Origin of the sequence: uncultured Pseudacidovorax sp. (assembly GCF_913773995.1) — a bacterium.
Classification (GTDB): domain Bacteria; phylum Pseudomonadota; class Gammaproteobacteria; order Burkholderiales; family Burkholderiaceae_C; genus Xenophilus.
Map to the genome: position 1 here is coordinate 1 of NZ_CAJYES010000103.1, position 16215 is coordinate 16215.

Annotated in this window: 14 protein-coding genes; 6 read left to right on the top strand and 8 right to left on the bottom strand. The window is 71.0% G+C overall.

The features are described from left to right. The coding region (locus tag QZ772_RS08825; protein WP_295524866.1) for an alpha/beta fold hydrolase at nt 1-1139 on the bottom strand (1139 nt) is incomplete at its 3' end. 281 nt (nt 1140-1420) lie between these two features. Between QZ772_RS08825 and QZ772_RS08830 the strand changes: the two genes are divergently transcribed. Both QZ772_RS08830 and QZ772_RS08835 read left to right on the top strand, forming a co-directional pair. Then, nucleotides 1421-2098, top strand: coding sequence for a TetR/AcrR family transcriptional regulator (locus QZ772_RS08830; RefSeq protein ID WP_295524833.1), 678 nt, complete (start codon nt 1421-1423; stop codon nt 2096-2098). After that, nucleotides 2095-3117, top strand: coding sequence for a DUF4105 domain-containing protein (locus QZ772_RS08835; RefSeq protein WP_295524835.1), 1023 nt, complete (start codon nt 2095-2097; stop codon nt 3115-3117). The genes QZ772_RS08830 and QZ772_RS08835 overlap by 4 nt, the downstream gene beginning before the upstream one ends. 523 nt (nt 3118-3640) lie before the next feature. Here QZ772_RS08835 and QZ772_RS08840 read toward each other — a convergent pair. The 6 genes from QZ772_RS08840 to QZ772_RS08865 all read right to left on the bottom strand — a co-directional run bounded on the left by QZ772_RS08840 (nt 3641) and on the right by QZ772_RS08865 (nt 9397). Then, on the bottom strand, nt 3641-4660 hold the full coding sequence (locus tag QZ772_RS08840; protein ID WP_295524837.1) for a serine protease: 1020 nt from the start codon (nt 4658-4660) through the stop codon (nt 3641-3643). A 98-nt stretch (nt 4661-4758) separates the two neighbouring features. Further along, nucleotides 4759-4971, bottom strand: coding sequence for a cold-shock protein (locus QZ772_RS08845; protein WP_294370810.1), 213 nt, complete (start codon nt 4969-4971; stop codon nt 4759-4761). A 311-nt stretch (nt 4972-5282) separates the two neighbouring features. Next, nucleotides 5283-6266: an ABC transporter substrate-binding protein gene (locus QZ772_RS08850; protein WP_295524841.1), complete on the bottom strand. Its 984-nt coding sequence runs from the start codon at nt 6264-6266 to the stop codon at nt 5283-5285. A 99-nt stretch (nt 6267-6365) separates the two neighbouring features. Then, the gene (locus tag QZ772_RS08855; protein WP_295524843.1) at nt 6366-7217 is read right to left on the bottom strand and encodes a class II aldolase/adducin family protein; all 852 of its coding nucleotides are present in this window, start codon (nt 7215-7217) and stop codon (nt 6366-6368) included. Nucleotides 7218-7221: 4 nt separating this feature from the next. Next, nucleotides 7222-8358 (bottom strand): LLM class flavin-dependent oxidoreductase, encoded by a 1137-nt coding sequence (locus QZ772_RS08860; RefSeq protein ID WP_295524847.1) that lies wholly within the window; start codon nt 8356-8358, stop codon nt 7222-7224. A 40-nt stretch (nt 8359-8398) separates the two neighbouring features. Further along, nucleotides 8399-9397, bottom strand: a complete 999-nt coding sequence (locus tag QZ772_RS08865; protein WP_295524850.1) for an ABC transporter substrate-binding protein — start codon at nt 9395-9397, stop codon at nt 8399-8401. A gap of 110 nt (nt 9398-9507) precedes the next feature. On the opposite strand from QZ772_RS08865, the gene QZ772_RS08870 reads away from it, so the two are divergent. The 4 genes from QZ772_RS08870 to QZ772_RS08885 all read left to right on the top strand — a co-directional run bounded on the left by QZ772_RS08870 (nt 9508) and on the right by QZ772_RS08885 (nt 15502). Further along, nucleotides 9508-10806 (top strand): acyl-CoA dehydrogenase family protein, encoded by a 1299-nt coding sequence (locus QZ772_RS08870; protein WP_295524852.1) that lies wholly within the window; start codon nt 9508-9510, stop codon nt 10804-10806. Next, nucleotides 10803-11408 (top strand): cysteine dioxygenase, encoded by a 606-nt coding sequence (locus QZ772_RS08875; protein ID WP_295524854.1) that lies wholly within the window; start codon nt 10803-10805, stop codon nt 11406-11408. The genes QZ772_RS08870 and QZ772_RS08875 overlap by 4 nt, the downstream gene beginning before the upstream one ends. A 42-nt stretch (nt 11409-11450) precedes the next feature. Beyond that, a complete protein-coding gene (locus QZ772_RS08880; RefSeq protein ID WP_295524856.1) occupies nt 11451-13085 on the top strand; it encodes a rhodanese-related sulfurtransferase in 1635 nt (544 codons plus the stop codon). A 335-nt stretch (nt 13086-13420) separates the two neighbouring features. Next, nucleotides 13421-15502 (top strand): EAL domain-containing protein, encoded by a 2082-nt coding sequence (locus QZ772_RS08885; protein ID WP_295524859.1) that lies wholly within the window; start codon nt 13421-13423, stop codon nt 15500-15502. Between the two features lie 30 nt (nt 15503-15532). Here the strand turns inward: QZ772_RS08885 and QZ772_RS08890 are convergent. After that, nucleotides 15533-16215 (bottom strand): FAD-dependent monooxygenase (locus QZ772_RS08890; RefSeq protein WP_295524862.1); only part of this gene is annotated, 683 nt, incomplete at its 5' end.

A 16215-nucleotide genomic window follows, 5' to 3' on the forward strand; every position in this document is an offset into this window, starting at 1 on the left:
TGGCCCAGCAGGTAGTCGCCCACCATGCGCGACCACAGCAGGTCGTAGCTGCGCAGCATGCTGAAGGCGCCGGCCATCTGCTGGGCGGTGAGGTAGCCCTTCTGCCGCATCTGCGCTTCGAGCAGGCTGAGCTGGCTCTCGTCGATGAACAGGCCCAGCTCGCCGGGCTCGGAGAAGTCGGTCTGCGCCGCGAAGTAGGTGGTGCTGGCCAGCCGGTCGTCGCCGTCGCGCGCCATGGCCGCCGCGCCGATCGCCAGCAGCGTGCCACCCAGGCAGTAGCCGGCGGCATGCACCTTGCGGCGCGGGCACAGGGCCTGCACCGCGTCGAGCGCCGCATTCAGGCCGAGTTGCAGGTAGTCGTCCATGCCCCGGTTGCGCTCGGCCTCGCCGGGGTTCTTCCACGAGATACAGAACACGGTGTGGCCCTGCGAGACCAGGTAGCGCACCAGCGATTCCTGGGGCGTGAGGTCGAGGATGTAGTACTTCATGATCCAGGCCGGCACCAGCAGTACCGGCTCGGGGTGCACGGTGGGCGTGGCGGGTGCGTACTGGATCAGCTCGATCAGCGCATTGCGCAGCACCACCTTGCCGGGCGTGATGGCCACCTCGTGCCCGACGCGGAACTGCTCGGTGCCGGCCGGGGCAGCGCCGGACGCTTCTCGGCCCGCGTCTTCCATCCAGTTGTGCAGACCCCGCAGCAGGTTGGCCCCGCCTTCGCGCAGCGTGGTCTCGATCACCTCGGGATTGGTCCAGGGCATGTTGCCGGGCGAGAGCAGGTCCAGCCACTGCCGGGCGCTGAAGGCGACCACGTCCTCGTGGTGGCGCTCCACGCCGAGCACGCCGTGCGTGGCCGCGTCCCACCACTGCTGGCTGGCCAGGAAGGTCTGCTGCCAGGTCTTGAAGGGCTGGTGCTGCCAGGCCGGCGCACGAAAGCGCCGGTCGGGCGAGGCGAAGGCATCGGGGGCAGCCGGTGTCGCCTCCTTGGCCAGGGCCTGGGTCTGCCGCACGGCCAGTTGGGCCAGGGCCAGCTGCTTGCCGGGCGAACCCGCCATGTGCGCGGCCCAGTCGAAGGCGGCCAGCAGCCCGGCCATGGGCGAGAGGGCGCCCGTGAGGCGGGCCGCGATGGCCCGCGCCTGCATGTCGAGGGCGGCGGCAGCGGTATCGGCGGGGACGTCGGCGGCAGGCACGGTGATCGGAGAAGGGGCGGGCATGGCGGCAGGGCGTGAAGGTGCCCACAGGACGGGCGGAAGGCGGGGCGGCACCGGAGGAGGCCGCCTGGAAAAAACTGTAGGAGCCGACCCGTCTGCGCTCATTGATGCATGTCAACGGATCGATGTCTAACGACTCGCGAGTCGTTAACGGTGCGATCCATCCATAATCGCCGGCCGCGCCGTCCCCGCGCCTCTGCCCACCCACACCCATGAACGCACCGACCGCCGACCTTCCGTCCCCCATGTCTGCCGACGGTCTGCCCGAGGCCCGTCCCTCGCGCCAGCGCCTGCCGCCGCCGCTGCGCATGGCGCAGATCCTCGATGCCGCACTGGCGGTGTTCCACGAGAAGGGCTTCGCAGCTTCGCGCATCGACGACATCGCGCTGCGTGCGGGTCTGTCCAAGGGCGGGGTCTATGCGCACTTCGACAGCAAGGAAGAGATCTTCGCGGCGCTGATCGACCGCTCGCTCACCATGCCGGCGGGCCTGGACGAGGCGACCCTGGCGCCCGGCCAGACGGTCACCGTCGACCTGCTGGTGGAGCGCGTGATCGACCCTGTGTACCGCCTGCTGGCACGGCCCGAGACGGCCATGACGCTGCGCCTGGTGATGGCCGACGGCCGCCAGGTCCAGGCGCTGGTGGAGCGCTGGCAGCGCGCGGTGCTCGACCCCTTCGCCTCGGCGGTCGAGCGCCTGGTGCGCCGCGCCGTGCGCCAGGGCAGCCTGGGCAAGGGCGCGCTCACCGCCTCGCCCTGGCTGCTGATGGCGCCCATCGCGCAGGTCGTGCTGTGGCAGCTGATGCACGGGCAGGGCGGGGGCGCGCCGGTCACGCTGGAGCAGCAGCGGCGCAGCCACATCGCGCTGCTGCGCGAGGCACTGGCGCCATGAGGCGGCTGCTGATCGGTGCGGGCCGCGGCCTGCTCGTGCTGGTGCTCCTGGGCACAGGCCTGTGGGCGGCGCTGGCGCTGTACTACCGGCTGCCGCTGACCGAGGGCGGACGCATGGCTGCAGCGGTGGCCTGGGCTGTGGCGGCACTCGCCGTCATCGGCCGGCCCTGGCGGCCCTTCCATGGCAAGGCGCTCGTGGGCTATGCGCTGGCCTTCGCGTTGCTTTTGGTGTGGTGGGGCCGCATCGCGCCGTCGGACACGCGCGACTGGGCCGACGACGTGGCACGGCACATCGAGCCCTCGGTGGCCGGCTCGCTCGTCACCTTGCGCAACGTGCGCAACTTCGACTGGCGCAGCGACGAGGACTACACAGTGCGCTGGGAGACGCGCCAGTACGACCTGGACCGCCTGCGCAGCGTGGACATGGCCCTGTCGTACTGGATGGGGCCGGCCATCGCCCACACCCTGGTCTCCTTCGGCTTCGACGACGGGCAGGGCGGCACGCGCTACCTCGCGTTCTCGGTCGAGGTCCGCAAGGAGCGTGGCGAGTCCTTCTCGGCCGTGGCCGGCTTCTTCAAGCAGTTCGAGCTGGCCCTGGTGGCCGCGGACGAGCGCGACGTGCTGCGCGTGCGCACCAATGTGCGCGGCGAGGATGTCTACCTCTACCGCGTCGCCATGCCGCCCGAGGCCATGCGCTCGCTCTTCCTGGCGTACATGGACCAGTCCACGACCCTGGCGGCGCATCCGCGCTTCTATTCCACGCTCACGGCCAACTGCACCACCATCGTGTTCGACATGGCGCGGCGCATCGTAGGTGGCCTGCCGCTGGACTGGCGGCTGCTGGCCTCGGGCTACCTGCCCGGCTACCTGCAGTCCATCGACGGCCTGGCGGCCAAGGCGGACCTGGAGACGCTGCGCTCCGCCGGCCGCATCACCGAGCGCGCCAAGGCGGCCGATGCCGATCCGCAGTTCTCGCAGGCCATCCGGCGTGGCATCCCGGGCATGGAGGCCGCGCGATGAGCCGGGCCTGCGCAAGGTTGCGTCAACAATAGCCGCAGCGATGCGACCGCGGCGCCTGTGTGCCCGCTGGCATCCGGGGCAAGGGAGCCGACGGTCAACCTCGTCGAGTACGGAGGCCGGCGCTTCAACTGCTCCATCGTGCGCGACATCACCGAGCGCAAGCGTTTCGAGGCCGAGCTGCGCGCGCTCAACGACCGCATCTACCGGCTCAGCGTGACCAACGCGCTCACCGGGCTGGCCAACCGGCGCCATTTGACGAGTTCGCCTGCATCCTGCCCGGCACGTCGCACGCGCAGGCCCTCGCCGTGGCGGAGCAGACGCGCCTGGCCGTCGTGGTGCTGGGCATCGGCCACGCGCAGTCCGACATCGCGTGGTGGGCGTCAATGTCGGTGGCAAGGCCTGATGAAGGAAGTCACATCACTTGGACGCAACGAATGTGGCCTGGGCCAGATCGGTGACGACCCGAGACACCGTCGAGGGCGTCACGTCGTCAGGACGTGGTGCGCGGCCGTCCGGCCCGGCACTATGCGGCCTGTGTCAGCACCTTCAGCACATCCGCATACCAGGCGCAGTTCAGGCCGAGCGACTCGTCCTTGACGAGATCGCGGGTGCGCATGTCCATGCGCGTGGAGTGCACGCCGAGCAGCTGCCACGAGGCCAGCGAGGAGCGCAGGCCAGGGTCGCTGCCCAGCCTTCGCCGGACCACCGGCGCGCCGCTGCTGCCGCGGTGCGTCCTCGCATCCGTCAGAAAGTAGCCCTTCTGCTGGAAGCGCACGCCATAGGCCGAGGCGATAGACGCGCTGCGGGCGACGGCCAGGTGATGGACCGTGTCGTGGAAACCCAGGGGAAAGCCGATGACGGTCAGGTTGTCGCCCACGGCCACGTCCTCGCCGCGTGGCGCGAGGTGGGATTCGTCGAAGGTATGCAGTTCCACGCTCTCCGGCAGCCGCGCGGTCTGGATCTCGAGGGTGGCAATGTCCACCGGACCGCCCGTGTCGGCCGCCTGCCGCCACAGCGCGCGGCCCTTCTCGTAGAGGGGCATCGAGAAGGTGGCGTAGCGGGTCAGGTCCCTGGCGTCGGTGTGCAGCTCGATCTCGATGCGGTCCGGCGCATGGGCGATGGGTGCATCGGACAGCACGTGCGCGTTCGTGACCAGGAACAGCCGATCGCCGCGGCGGAAGAAGAAGCCGCTCGCGCCGGTCAGCAGCCGCGAGCCCGCATAGGTGCTGATGTGCGTCGTCGTCAGCAGAACGGACTCCACGGGCTGGCGCGGATCCGGGTCGGCCGGCGCGGGCGTGATCCCGGCGAGCACCGCCTGCGTCCGGGCAATGTCCCGTTCGAAGGTGATCAGCACATGATCCGACACGGGCGTGTTCAGGATGACCGTGCGCGCTGCCTCGGCATGGGCTTCGAACGCGCGCACCAAGGTGCCGTGCGAAGCGCCAGGAAGTGCTTCCAGCAGCGAGGGAAGCAAGGCGTCCAGGGCGATCAGGCTCCCCTTGAGTTCGCAGATGCGCTCGGTGGCCTCCTGCAGATTCTTCATGCGACGGTGCCTTCCGGAAATAAAAAAAGCGCGGATGAACCGCGCTTGAGGGGCCAGGCCGTTTTGGAAAATCGGCCGGACCATCGGGCCCGGCTGCTTCAGCTCACGGCGCGGATGTTGGAGGCCTGAGGGCCCTTGGCACCCTGGACGACCTCGAACTGCACATGCTGGTTCTCGGTCAGGGTCTTGAAGCCGCCGCCCTGGATCTCACGGAAGTGGGCAAAGAGGTCCTTGCTGCCGTTGTCGGGGGCGATGAAGCCGAAGCCCTTGTCGTCGTTGAACCATTTCACGGTTCCGGTTTGTGTGGTCATGTCGATTTCCTTTCGAGGTTGCCGGGACGCGAACGCGCACCCGGTGAAGAGACGCCAAGAAAATCAACAAGGGAGATTCGACACAGCCGCGGGGCGAACCCGGGAGAAGCGGAAAAGGACCGATGCAATGAAGGCCTTGCACATATCAACGAGCCCATCGTACGCGCATCGCGCCCTGCGTGCCGCTTTTGCCAACTTATCTTTTCGGGCGCGTCGGCGGTCCGTGTCCGCGGCATACACACCCGCAGCGCCGCGCCCATGGAGGCCGGGCGCAGCGAGACCAGTAGGAGCCGGAGGACCGTTGGCGCCGCTCAGCCCGGCAGCGCAAAGCCCTTGTCGAAGGTGCCCGCCACCTGCAGCGGCGTCTTGATCAGGCCCACCTTGGCATAGAAGTCGGCAGTGGCCTGCTGGTCGGCGATGACGCGTTCGTCGATGGGTACCCAGGCCTGTTGGCGGCGCTCGAACTGCAGGCGCGCCGCCTCGGGCGAGATGCCGATGATGCGCGCCAGCGTGGCCGAGTAGCCCGCCACGTTCCCGTTGGCCCATTGCTGGGCGCGAGCCACGCGCTGCAGGTAGTCCTGCAGCACCGGCCGCTTGGCCGCGATGGCGGCATCGGTGGCGGCCAGGTAGCTCAGGCCCGGCAGCAGGCCGCGGCCGCTGACCAGCACGCGGGCGTGGCCGGCCGTCTCGGCCATGGCGGTGTAGGGCTCCCAGGTGGCCCAGGCATCGACCGAGCCCTGCGTCAGGGCCAGCTTGGCATCGGCAGGCGGCAGGAAGCGCAGGTTGACATCGCCCGGCTGCAGGCCCGCGGCGGTGATGGCCTTGAGGGTGACGAAGTGCCCGATGGAGCCCCGGTTGGTGGCCACGCTGCGGCCCTTGAGGTCGGCCGCGTTGCGCAGCGGCGAATCGGGCCGCACCAGCACCGCCGTGCCGTAGGCATCGCTGCGGTTGGCGCCGATGGCCTTGACGCGCGTGCCGGCGGCCAGGGCGAAGATCAGCGGCGCATCGCCGATGGGGCCCAGGTCGACCGCGCCGGCATTGAGCGCCTCGGCCAGCGGCGCGGCGGCCGGGAACTCGGACCTCTGGATGTCGTAGGCCAGGCCGTCCAGGGCACCGGCGGCTTCGAGCAGGGCGCGCAGGCCGCCCTTCTGGTCGCCGGCCTTGAGCACGGGGCGGGACTGGGCGCGGGCGCCCAGGGCGGGCAGTGCCAGGCCGGCCGCGAGGACGGAGCCGCCGGCCACGAAGCGGCGGCGCGGGAGTGAGCGGGGGGCTGTCGGAAAGGGTGGCGATGTCATGAAGCAGGGGGACGGCGAAGCCGCCGATGGGGTGTGCGAGTGGGATGAGATGGGCACGAGGGTGCAGGCGAACGCCGCAGACCACCCGTTTCTCGGGGGTCAGTCCAGCAGGTCCGGCTCGGCAGCCACCAGCGGCTGGTACAGGCTCTCGAAGGCATGGATGCCGCCTTCGGGCCCGCCGATCTGCGCATGCGTGTGGCGGGCGGTGGCCTCGTCGATGGGCCGGGGCGTGCCGGCGGCCTCGGCCAGCAGCTGCGTGTGGCAGGCGTTGTCGAGCGCGATGTACCACCAGGCGGCGGACTCGACCGAGCGGCCGGCCGTCAGGATGCCGTGGTTGCGCAGGATGGCGCCCTTGCCGAAGCCGCCGTCGGGCTTGGCCAGCGCCTCGGCGATGCGCGCGCCTTCGGACAGGTCGACCACCATGCCGGTGAAGTCGTCGAACAGCGCCACGTCGCCGTGGAACACACACGCGTCCTGGGTGAGCGGCAGCAGCGGCCGGCCCAGCGTCGAGAAGGCCTTGCCGTAGGTCGAATGCGTGTGGGCGGCGGCCACCAGCTCCGGATGGCGCTCATGGATAGCGGCGTGGATGGCGAAGGCCGCCTTGTTCAGCGGCCGGTCGCCGATCACCGTCTCGCCCCGGCTGTTGACCAGCAGCAGGTCCGACACCCTGATGCGCGAGAAGTGCACGCCCAGCGGGTTGACCCAGAAGTGGTCGGGCAGCTCCGGGTCGCGCGCCGTGATGTGGCCGGCCAGGCCCAGGTCGAAACCATGCTTCGCGAAGAGGCGGAAGGCGCCGGCCAGACGCTCCTGGCGGTGGCGGCGCTCGGCCTCCACCGTGGTGCGCGGCGGCGCCGGGTCGAACCAGTAGCGCGCCTGCGGCTGCGCATGGAAGCGGGCCCGCAGCGCGCTCGCGGCGGGTTGCAGATGGGCGGCGTGGACGGGGGCATTCATCGCTTCAGGCCACCCGGCGTTGGGCTTCGGCGTGACGGGCCGCGGCACGCTCGGCGACGAGAGCGCGCGTGCGCGGGATCAGCTCGCGGCCGTAATCCAGCGCGTCCTCCAGCGGATCGAAGCCACGGATCAGGAAGGTGGTCACGCCCAGTTCCCAGTAGTCGAGCAGCGCTTCGGCCACCTGCTCGGGCGTGCCGACCAGGCCGGTGCTGTTGGAGCGGCCGCCGGTCTCCTGCGCGATGGCGGTCCACAGGCGCTTGTCCACGCGCGGCCCCTGGTTGGCTGCGGCCAGCAGGCGGCGCGCGCCTTCGCTCTGCAGCGGGCCGCCGCGCGAGTAGCCGGCCACCACGCGCAGGCGGCGCGTCTCTTCGAGGATGCGGTCGGCGCGGGCCCAGGCGGCCTCTTCGGTGTCGGCCAGCACGGGGCGGAAGGACACCGAGAAGTTCACCTGCCGGCCATGGCGCGCCGCCTCGGCCCGCACACGCGTGGTCAGCTCGCGCGCCTGGTCCAGCGTCTCGCCCCACAGCGCGTACACGTCGGCGTGCTTGCCGGCCACCTTCAGGGCGGCTTCAGAGGCGCCTCCGAAGTACACGGGCACGTGCGGCAGGCCGTCCTGCGTCTGCACCGGCTTGACCTCGGAGAAGGCGTTCTCGGCCTGGTAGTGGTCGCCGTGGTGGTGGAAGGGGCGCTCGCTGGTCCACACCTTGCGCAGCACCTCCAGGTACTCGTCGGTGCGGGCATAGCGCTGGTCGTGGTTCAGCCAGTCGCCGTCGCGGCGTTGCTCTTCGTCGGAGCCGCCGGAGATGTAGTGCACCGCCAGGCGACCGCCCGTGTACTGGTCCAGCGTGGCGAACTGCCGCGCCGCCAGCGTGGGGGCGACGAAGCCGGGCCGGTGCGCCAGCATGAAGTGGATGCGCTCGGTCACGGTGGCTGCATAGGCCACGGTGAGCGTGGCATCGGGGCTGGTGGAGTGGTGCGGCACCAGGATGCGGTCGAAGCCGGCCTGCTCGTGCGCCTGGGCAAAGGCCCGCACGTAATCGCGGTCGATGGCGGGGCCGCGCGGCGCATGGGTCTCCGAGACCTTCTGGGTCTGGATCATGCCGATGAACTGGACTTGGCCGTCGGTGGGGGAATGGCTCATGGATGGCTTTCTGGAAGAAGGGAGTGAAGAAAAGACGGGATCAGGCGGCGGCGCCCGCGCGCAGCGCAGCATCGAAGCGCCGGTCCCACAGCGGGCGCACGTCGGCCGGGCCGTCGAGCACGCCCAGGCGAAGGAAGGTGTCGGCCACATCCTGGTGGCTGCGCACCGCGGCGTCGCTCACCGGCACCAGGCTGTAGTCGTGGCTGCGGCGGTTGAAGAGCTCGACGATGTCGCCAACGGCGATGCGGGTCTCGGCCGACTGCGTGCGGGCATAGGCGAGGAAGTTGCCATTCACCCAGGCATAGGCGCGCTGCAGGCGCAGGAGGAAGTCGCCGATGGCGGCGCGGCGGCGCGCGTCCTCCAGCGAGCGCGGGTTGGCATAGACCGGAAAGTTGCCCGACAGGTAGCCCACGCCCGTCTTGATCACGCGCGCGCCATGCTGCAGCCGGGCGATCTGGCCGTTGTAGCCATAGATGGCCCAGGCATCGAGGTCGCCGCGGGCGAAGGCCGACAGCCCGTCGGCCGGAGTCAGGTTGACGGCCTGGATGTCGTTGAAGGACAGGCCGGCTTCGGCCAGCTGCTTGGCCAGGAAGTAGTGCGCCGTGGTGGCGCGCACATAGCCCACGCGCCGGCCCTTGAGGTCGGCGATGGACTGGATGGGTGCGTCCTTGCGGGCGACCGTGACCTGGTTGTTGAGGTCCTCGTGGATGGCCGCCACCAGCTTGAGCTGGGCCTTCTGGCGGGCGGCGAACACAGGCGGAATCTCGCTGCCCGAGCCCAGGTCCAGCGCGTCGCCGTTGATGGCCTCGATGTGCAGCACGCCGTTGTTGAGCTCGCGCCAGTCGATGCGGTAGGGCGCCTGCTGAAGCCCGGCGGCATCGAGCAGGGCGCGCCAGTTCCCCTTGTAGGTGCCCACGCGCAGCGTGACGCCGGCGAGGTCGTCGTGAGGGGCGGCCAGTGCGGCCATGGGAGCCAGGGCCGCAGCCTGCAGCAGGCGGCGACGCGTGGCGCTGAAATTGGAAGGCGATGAGCGCAGCATGGGGCCGAACCGTATCGGCCCATGGCCTTCGCGTGAACGTCGGATTCCGAGTTTGGATATGCGCAAACGATGGTTCCAGCGCGCGCGGATGGGCTCCACAGTGCGCTCTCATGAGTGCACTGCCCCAGACCCTGTTCGCACCGGCCCTCGACGGCGTCGGTGATTCCCCCGCGCCGCTGCGGGCCGCGCCGCGTGTCGACGACGCCACGCTGGCCGCCTTGACGCGCCGCTTCGCCACCACCGCCGCCGACCACGACCAAGCCGGCCGCTTTCCGCACGACAACTTCGACGAGCTGCAGCGGCTGGGCCTGATCGGCCTGGTCGCGCCCGAAGCCTGGGGCGGTGGCGGTGCCACGCTGGCCGAGGCGCGCCGCGTGATCACGGCGGTGGCGGCCGGCGAGCCGGCCACGGCGCTGGTGCTGACCATGACCTACCTGCAGCACCAGGCGCTGCGCCATCCGGCCAACCGCTGGCCGGCCCACCTGCGTGAGGCCGTGGCCCGCAGCGGTGTGCGCGAAGGCGCGCTGGCCAACGCGCTGCGCGTCGAGCCGGCGCTGGGCTCGCCTGCCCGGGGTGGCTTGCCCGGCACGGTGGCGCGGCGCGAAGGCAAGGAGTGGGTGATCGATGGCCACAAGCTCTACACCACCGGCATCGAGCGGCTGTCGTGGCTGCTGGTGTGGGGCCGAACCGACGAGCCGGCGCCGCGCACGGGCTTCTTCCTGGTGCCCGGCAAGGCGCCGGGCATCCGCACCATCGCCAGCTGGGACCACCTGGGCCTGCGGGCCTCGGGCAGCCACGAGGCGGTGCTGGAGGGCGTGCGCATTCCGCTGGACCATGCCGTGGACATCCGCGTGCCCGCCCACTGGGCGCCGGCGGCCGCGACAGCCGCCGAGGCCAAGGCCTTCGCCAACCAGCAGGCCTGGATGGCGACGCTGCTCGGCAGCCTGTACGACGCCGTGGCCGGCGCGGCGCGCGACTGGCTGCTGGGCTTCCTGCAGTCGCGCGCGCCGGGCAGCCTGGGCGCGCCGCTGGCGACCCTGCCGCGCGTGCAGGAGAAGGTGGGCGAGATCCAGGCCTTGCTGCGCACCAACCGCGTGCTGCTAAACGACCTGGCCGCACGTACGGATGCCGGCCAGGTGCCGACGCCGGCCGACAGCGGCCTGGTCAAGCACACCGTGGGCACGCAGGCCATCGCCGCGGTGGAGCTGGCCTTGCAGCTCAGCGGCAACCATGGCCTGGCGCGTCAGAACCCGCTGGAGCGCCATCATCGCGACGTGCTGTGCGCGCGCATCCACACGCCCCAGAGCGACGCCGCACTGGTGGCTGCCGGCCAGCAGGCGCTGGCCGCCGCGGGCCGGGCGGCGCCCGATCGAAGCACTGCCGGCCAAGCAGCCACAATCGCCGCATGACCGGCATCACCCGCCTGCGCGACTTCGTGGTCGGCTTCCACCGCCTGCTCGATGGCGAGCCCGACGAGCCGCGCATCCTGCGCGAGGGTGGGGCACTGCTGGCGAAGCTCGTGGCACAAGACGACTGGCTGCCCGAGGCCTTCGCCAGGCCCGACCCCAGCTATTACCAGCAGCACCTGCTGTATGCCGACGCCAGCGAGCGCTTCTCGGTCGTGAGCTTCGTCTGGGGCCCGGGCCAGGCCACGCCGGTGCACGACCACACCGTGTGGGGCCTGATCGGCATGCTGCGGGGCGCGGAGACCAGCCAGGGCTATGCGCCGGATGCCGATGGGCGCTGGCAGCCCGATGGCGCGCCGGTGCATCTGCGCCCGGGCCAGGTCGAGGCCGTGTCGCCGACCGTGGGCGACGTGCACCAGGTGCGCAACGCCCTGGCCGACCAGGTCTCGATCAGCATCCATGTGTACGGGGCCAACATCGGCGCCGTGGCGCGCCACACCTACCCGGCCGAGGGCGGGCGCAAGCGCTTCGTCTCCGGCTATTCCAACGACGTCCTGCCCAATCTGTGGGACCGCAGCGCCGAGGTGCGCGCCGTTGCGTCCTGAGCACGCGGCGCCCCGGCCGGCTTCTTCCTTTCTCTTCTCTTCATGACCCAGACCGCCCCTTCGTCTTCCTTGCCCGTGCTGAGCGTGGCCGAGGTGCGCCAGCACCTGCTGGACCGCCGCGAGATCGCCCTGCTCGACCTGCGCGAGGAAGACCCCTATGCCCAGGCCCATCCGCTGTGGGCCGCCAACCTGCCGCTGTCGCGCGTCGAGCTGGAGGCCTGGCGGCGCATCCCGCGGCGCGACACGCTCATGGTGCTCTACGGCGAGCATGAGGGCGAGGACCTGGTGCCGCGCGGCGCCGCTGTGCTGGCCCGGCTGGGCTACATGAACCTGCATGCACTCGAAGGCGGGCTGGAAGGCTGGCGGCGCGCGGGTGGCGAGCTGTTCCGTGACGTCAATGTCCCCAGCAAGTCCTTCGGCGAGCTGGTCGAGCACGAGCGGCACACGCCCTCGCTCGCGGCCGAGGAGGTCAAGGCCCTGCTCGACGCCCAGGCCGACATGGTCGTGCTGGATGCGCGCCGCTTCGACGAGTACCAGACCATGAGCATCCCCGGCGCCACCAGCGTGCCCGGTGCCGAACTGGTGCTGCGCGCACGGGCGCTGGCGCCCGACCCCGCCACGCGGGTCATCGTCAACTGCGCCGGGCGCACGCGCAGCATCATCGGCACGCAGTCGCTGGTGAATGCCGGCCTGCCCAACCCGGTGGCCGCCCTGCGCAACGGCACCATCGGCTGGCTGCTGGCCGGCCAGCAGCTGGACCATGGCGCGCAGCGGCGTGCTCCGCAGGACGTGGATCCGGTTGTCCGCGAACAGGCCCGTGCCGACGCCCAGGCCGTGGCGGCCCGCGCAGGCGTGCGGACACTGGCGTTGGCCGACCTGCCCGCGTTGCTGGCCGAAGCGGGGCGCACCACCTACCGGCTCGACGTGCGCACACCCGAGGAATACGAGGCCGGCCACCTGCCCGGCTTTGCCAGCGCCCCCGGCGGCCAGCTGGTGCAGGAGACCGACCACCACGCCCCCGTGCGTGGCGCCCGCTACGTGCTGGCCGACGACGACGGCGTGCGCGCTGCCATGACCGGCTCCTGGCTGGCGCAGATGGGCTGGGAGGTGTGGCGCATCGAAGGCGCCGCTACGGCCGACTTCAGCGAGACGGGCACGTCCGTGCCGGAGCGGCCCGCGCCGCACCGCGACGTCGAGCCGATTGCGCCCGCGGCGCTGGCGGCGCTGCTCGAGGCGGGGGATGCCGTCCTCATCGACGTGGGCGCCAGTGCCAACTACGTCAAGCGCCACATTCCCGGCGCCTGGTTCGCCGTCCGCGCCCAGCTGGCGACGGCCCTGGCGCGGTCGCTGCCGGCCGCCGACCAGTACGTGCTGACCTGCGGCACCAGCCTGCTCGCGGCCTATGCCGCGGCCGATCTGCGCGCGCTGCTGGACGCACAGGGCCGCACGGACGTGCCGGTGCGCCTGCTCACCGGGGGCAATGCGGCCTGGTTCGCAGCCGGTCTGCCCGAAGAAGCCGGCGAGGCGCGTCTGGCCACCCCGCGCACCGACCGCTACCGCCGTCCCTACGAGGGCACGGATGCGCCCCGCGAAGCGATGCAGGGCTATCTGGACTGGGAGTTCGGCCTTGTGGCCCAGCTCGGGCGCGACGGTACCCATCATTTCCGCGTGATCTGAGGCTCTCCGCGGCTGCGCGCCCGCCCGTCGAGGCGGGCCGGGGGAGCACGTGCGGCGGGATTTTTGCCTACGCCACGCACGCCGTCGCGCCGACACGCGGCGGTGCGCCGGTTCGCTACCCTTTGTAGTGCGGCGCGTCATGACGGTTCGCCCGTGTTCCTTGGAGGGATGGTCCGGCGCACCGGACTTCGGACACATGGCCGCGGCCACATCGATCACCCACTGCAGGCCTATGTCACGCAAGCGCGAGCCCGTGAGGGCCGCCCGTGCCCGGTCACCGCGCAGCCTGCCGCCCTGCCATCGGTCGTGCCGGCACTGAGACGATGGGTGCCGCCATGACCTTCAGCTACGACCCGTTGATCGTCGCGGCGTCGCTGGCCATGGCCGTCTTCGTGGCCTTCGTCGCGCTGGATCTGGCCCAGCGGGTTGCTACGCGCGACCGCGTCATGTCGCGCATCTGGTGCACCGGCGGCGCGCTGGTCACGGGCAGCGGGGTCTGGGCCGTGCACTTCGTGGGCATGATGGCCCACAGCCTGCCGGTGGCCACGGGCTACAGCTACGGCTTCACGGGACTGTCGTGGGTGGTCGCGGTGCTCGCGGCCGCTGCGATGCTGTTTCTGGCGGCGGCGCGCAGGCTCGCCGGATGGCGGCTGATCGGTGGCGCGGCGCTGGTGGCGGCGGGCTTCATCGGCATGCACCAGCTCGGCATGATGTCGCTCGACATGGCACCCCAGGTGCGATGGAACCTGCCCCTGTTCGGCGCTGCGGCCCTGCTCGCGTGGCTTACCGGCACCGCGGCGCTGTGGCTGTTTCGTCGCCGGCGCGATGGCCGCAGTGGCCGGGCGCAGCAGTTCGGTCTGGCCACGGGCCTGGGGCTGGGCATGGTCGGTGCCCATTACATGGGAATGGCCGCCGCGATGTATGCCCCGGGCAGCGTCTGCCTGAGTGCCGACCAGCTCGGCGGCGATGGCCTGGTGCTGATGGTGGCCGCCGCCACCGTGCTGATGCAGGTGCTGACGCTGGTCACGGCCCTGCTGGACGCCCGCGTCCGGGGCCGAACGCGCGACCTGACCCATTCGCTCGAGCAGGCCCATCATCAGTTGCAGGAGGCCAATGAAGAGCTGGACCGCCGCGCCCACCTGGATCCGCTCACCGGCCTGCCCAACCGCGCCTTCTTCGATGAACGACTGAACCAGGCCCGCGTCGGGGGCATGCGCAAGCTGGCCGTGCTCTTCGTCGATCTGGATGGCTTCAAGCCGGTCAACGACTCCCTGGGTCACGCCGGCGGCGACAAGGTGCTGCGCGAGGTGGCCGACCGCCTGCGCCGCGTGCTGCGCACTGGCGACACGGTCGCGCGCATCGGCGGTGACGAATTCGTTGTGCTGATGGAAGACGTGGTCCATACCGCCGACTGCACCGCCGTGGCTGCCCGCATCCTCGATGCGCTGGCGCGTCCCTTCGCCGTTGGCGATCCGCCGGTCCACATTTCGAGCTCGGTCGGCATCACCATCCATCCCGATCACGGTCCCAAGTCGGCGCTGGTGGCGCAGGCAGATGCCGCCATGCGGGCGGCCAAGCGCGCCGGTGGGCGACAGCACGCGCTGTTCGAGTCGCACATGAGCAGCAACGCCCACGAGCAGCTGAGCCTGCAGGTGGAGCTGCGCCGGGCGCTGGAATGCGGTGAGCTGGTGCTGTACTACCAGCCCAAGATCGACAGCCGCCGCCGCGAGCTCGCGGGCGTGGAGGCGCTGGTGCGCTGGAACCATCCCGAGCGCGGTCTGCTGGGGCCGGCGGTCTTCATTCCGGTGGCCGAGCGTTTCGGCCTGATCGGCCAGCTGGGGCAATGGGTGCTCGACGAGGCCTGCCGCCAGATGAAGGAGTGGGCCCGCGCCGGCCTGCGCGTCCATGTCGCCATCAACCTGTCGGCCCAGCAACTGCACGAAGCCGACCTGGTCGAGCGCATCGACGCGGCTCTGCGCCGTCACGGCGTCGCGGCCTCGCAGTTGCTGTGCGAGATCACCGAAACCGTGACGATGGAGGACGTCAGCACCACGCAGGAGGTCTTCGGCCGCCTGGCGCGCATCGGCGTCTTCATCGCCATCGACGACTTCGGCACCGGGTATTCGAGCCTGAGCTACCTGAGGCGCCTGCCCGCGCGGCAGCTCAAGATCGACCGCAGCGTCATCAGCGATCTGGAGACCAGCGCCGACGCCCGCGCCGTGGTCGATGCCGTCGTGCGGCTGGCCCACGCCTTGGGGCTGCGGGTGGTGGCGGAGGGCGTGGAGACCGCGGGCCAGCGCGACATCCTCGTCGGCATGCACTGCGACGAGCTTCAGGGCTACCTCTTCGCGCGGCCGATGCCGGCGGACCAGCTCGTGACCTGGAGCCGGCGGCGGCCGCTGCTGGGGCGGGGGTGAGCGCGTGGCGGACTGCGGGCAGCGGCCTTGTCAGCCCCCTGCCACGCGCTGCCCCGGCGCGATGGTCGGCGGCGCGGCGTTGAGCGTCTCGATGGCGAAGCCCGCGGCGGCCTTGTAGCGCGCCATGAAGGCCTCGCGCTCCGCGCGCGGCAGCACCTCGTCGATGTGGTCGAACACGCCGCCGCAGCGCTCGTCCACCAGGCCCAGCAGTCCGAAGGGCCCCGAGCCGCGGTTGCGCAGCACCAGGGCCGAGATGTCCTTGCACAGCCTGTCGTCGTAGGCCTGGAGCGCCTGTGGCCCTACGCCGTGGGCGATCAGCTGCGCGCCCAGCACCCGCGCATCCACGATGGCCTGGCTGGCGCCGTTGGAGCCCACCGGGTACATCACATGCGCCGCATCGCCCAGCAGCGCCACGCGGCCATCGACCCAGGTGGGCACCGGGTCGCGGTCGATCATGGGGTACTCGAAGACGTCCTGGGCGCCGCGCAGCATGGCGGGCACGTCGATCCAGCTGTAGTTCCAGCCTTCGAAGTGGTGGATGAAGTCTTCGAGCCGCACGCGCCGGTTCCAGTCGCCGTGCTGCCAGCCGCCCTGGTTGTCGACGGTGATCTCGGCGATCCAGTTGATGGTGGCCAGGCCCGTGGCCGGATCGGGCGGGGAGATGGGATAGAGCACCACGCGGTGTTTGAGCGAGCCCACGCCCACGAAGGAGG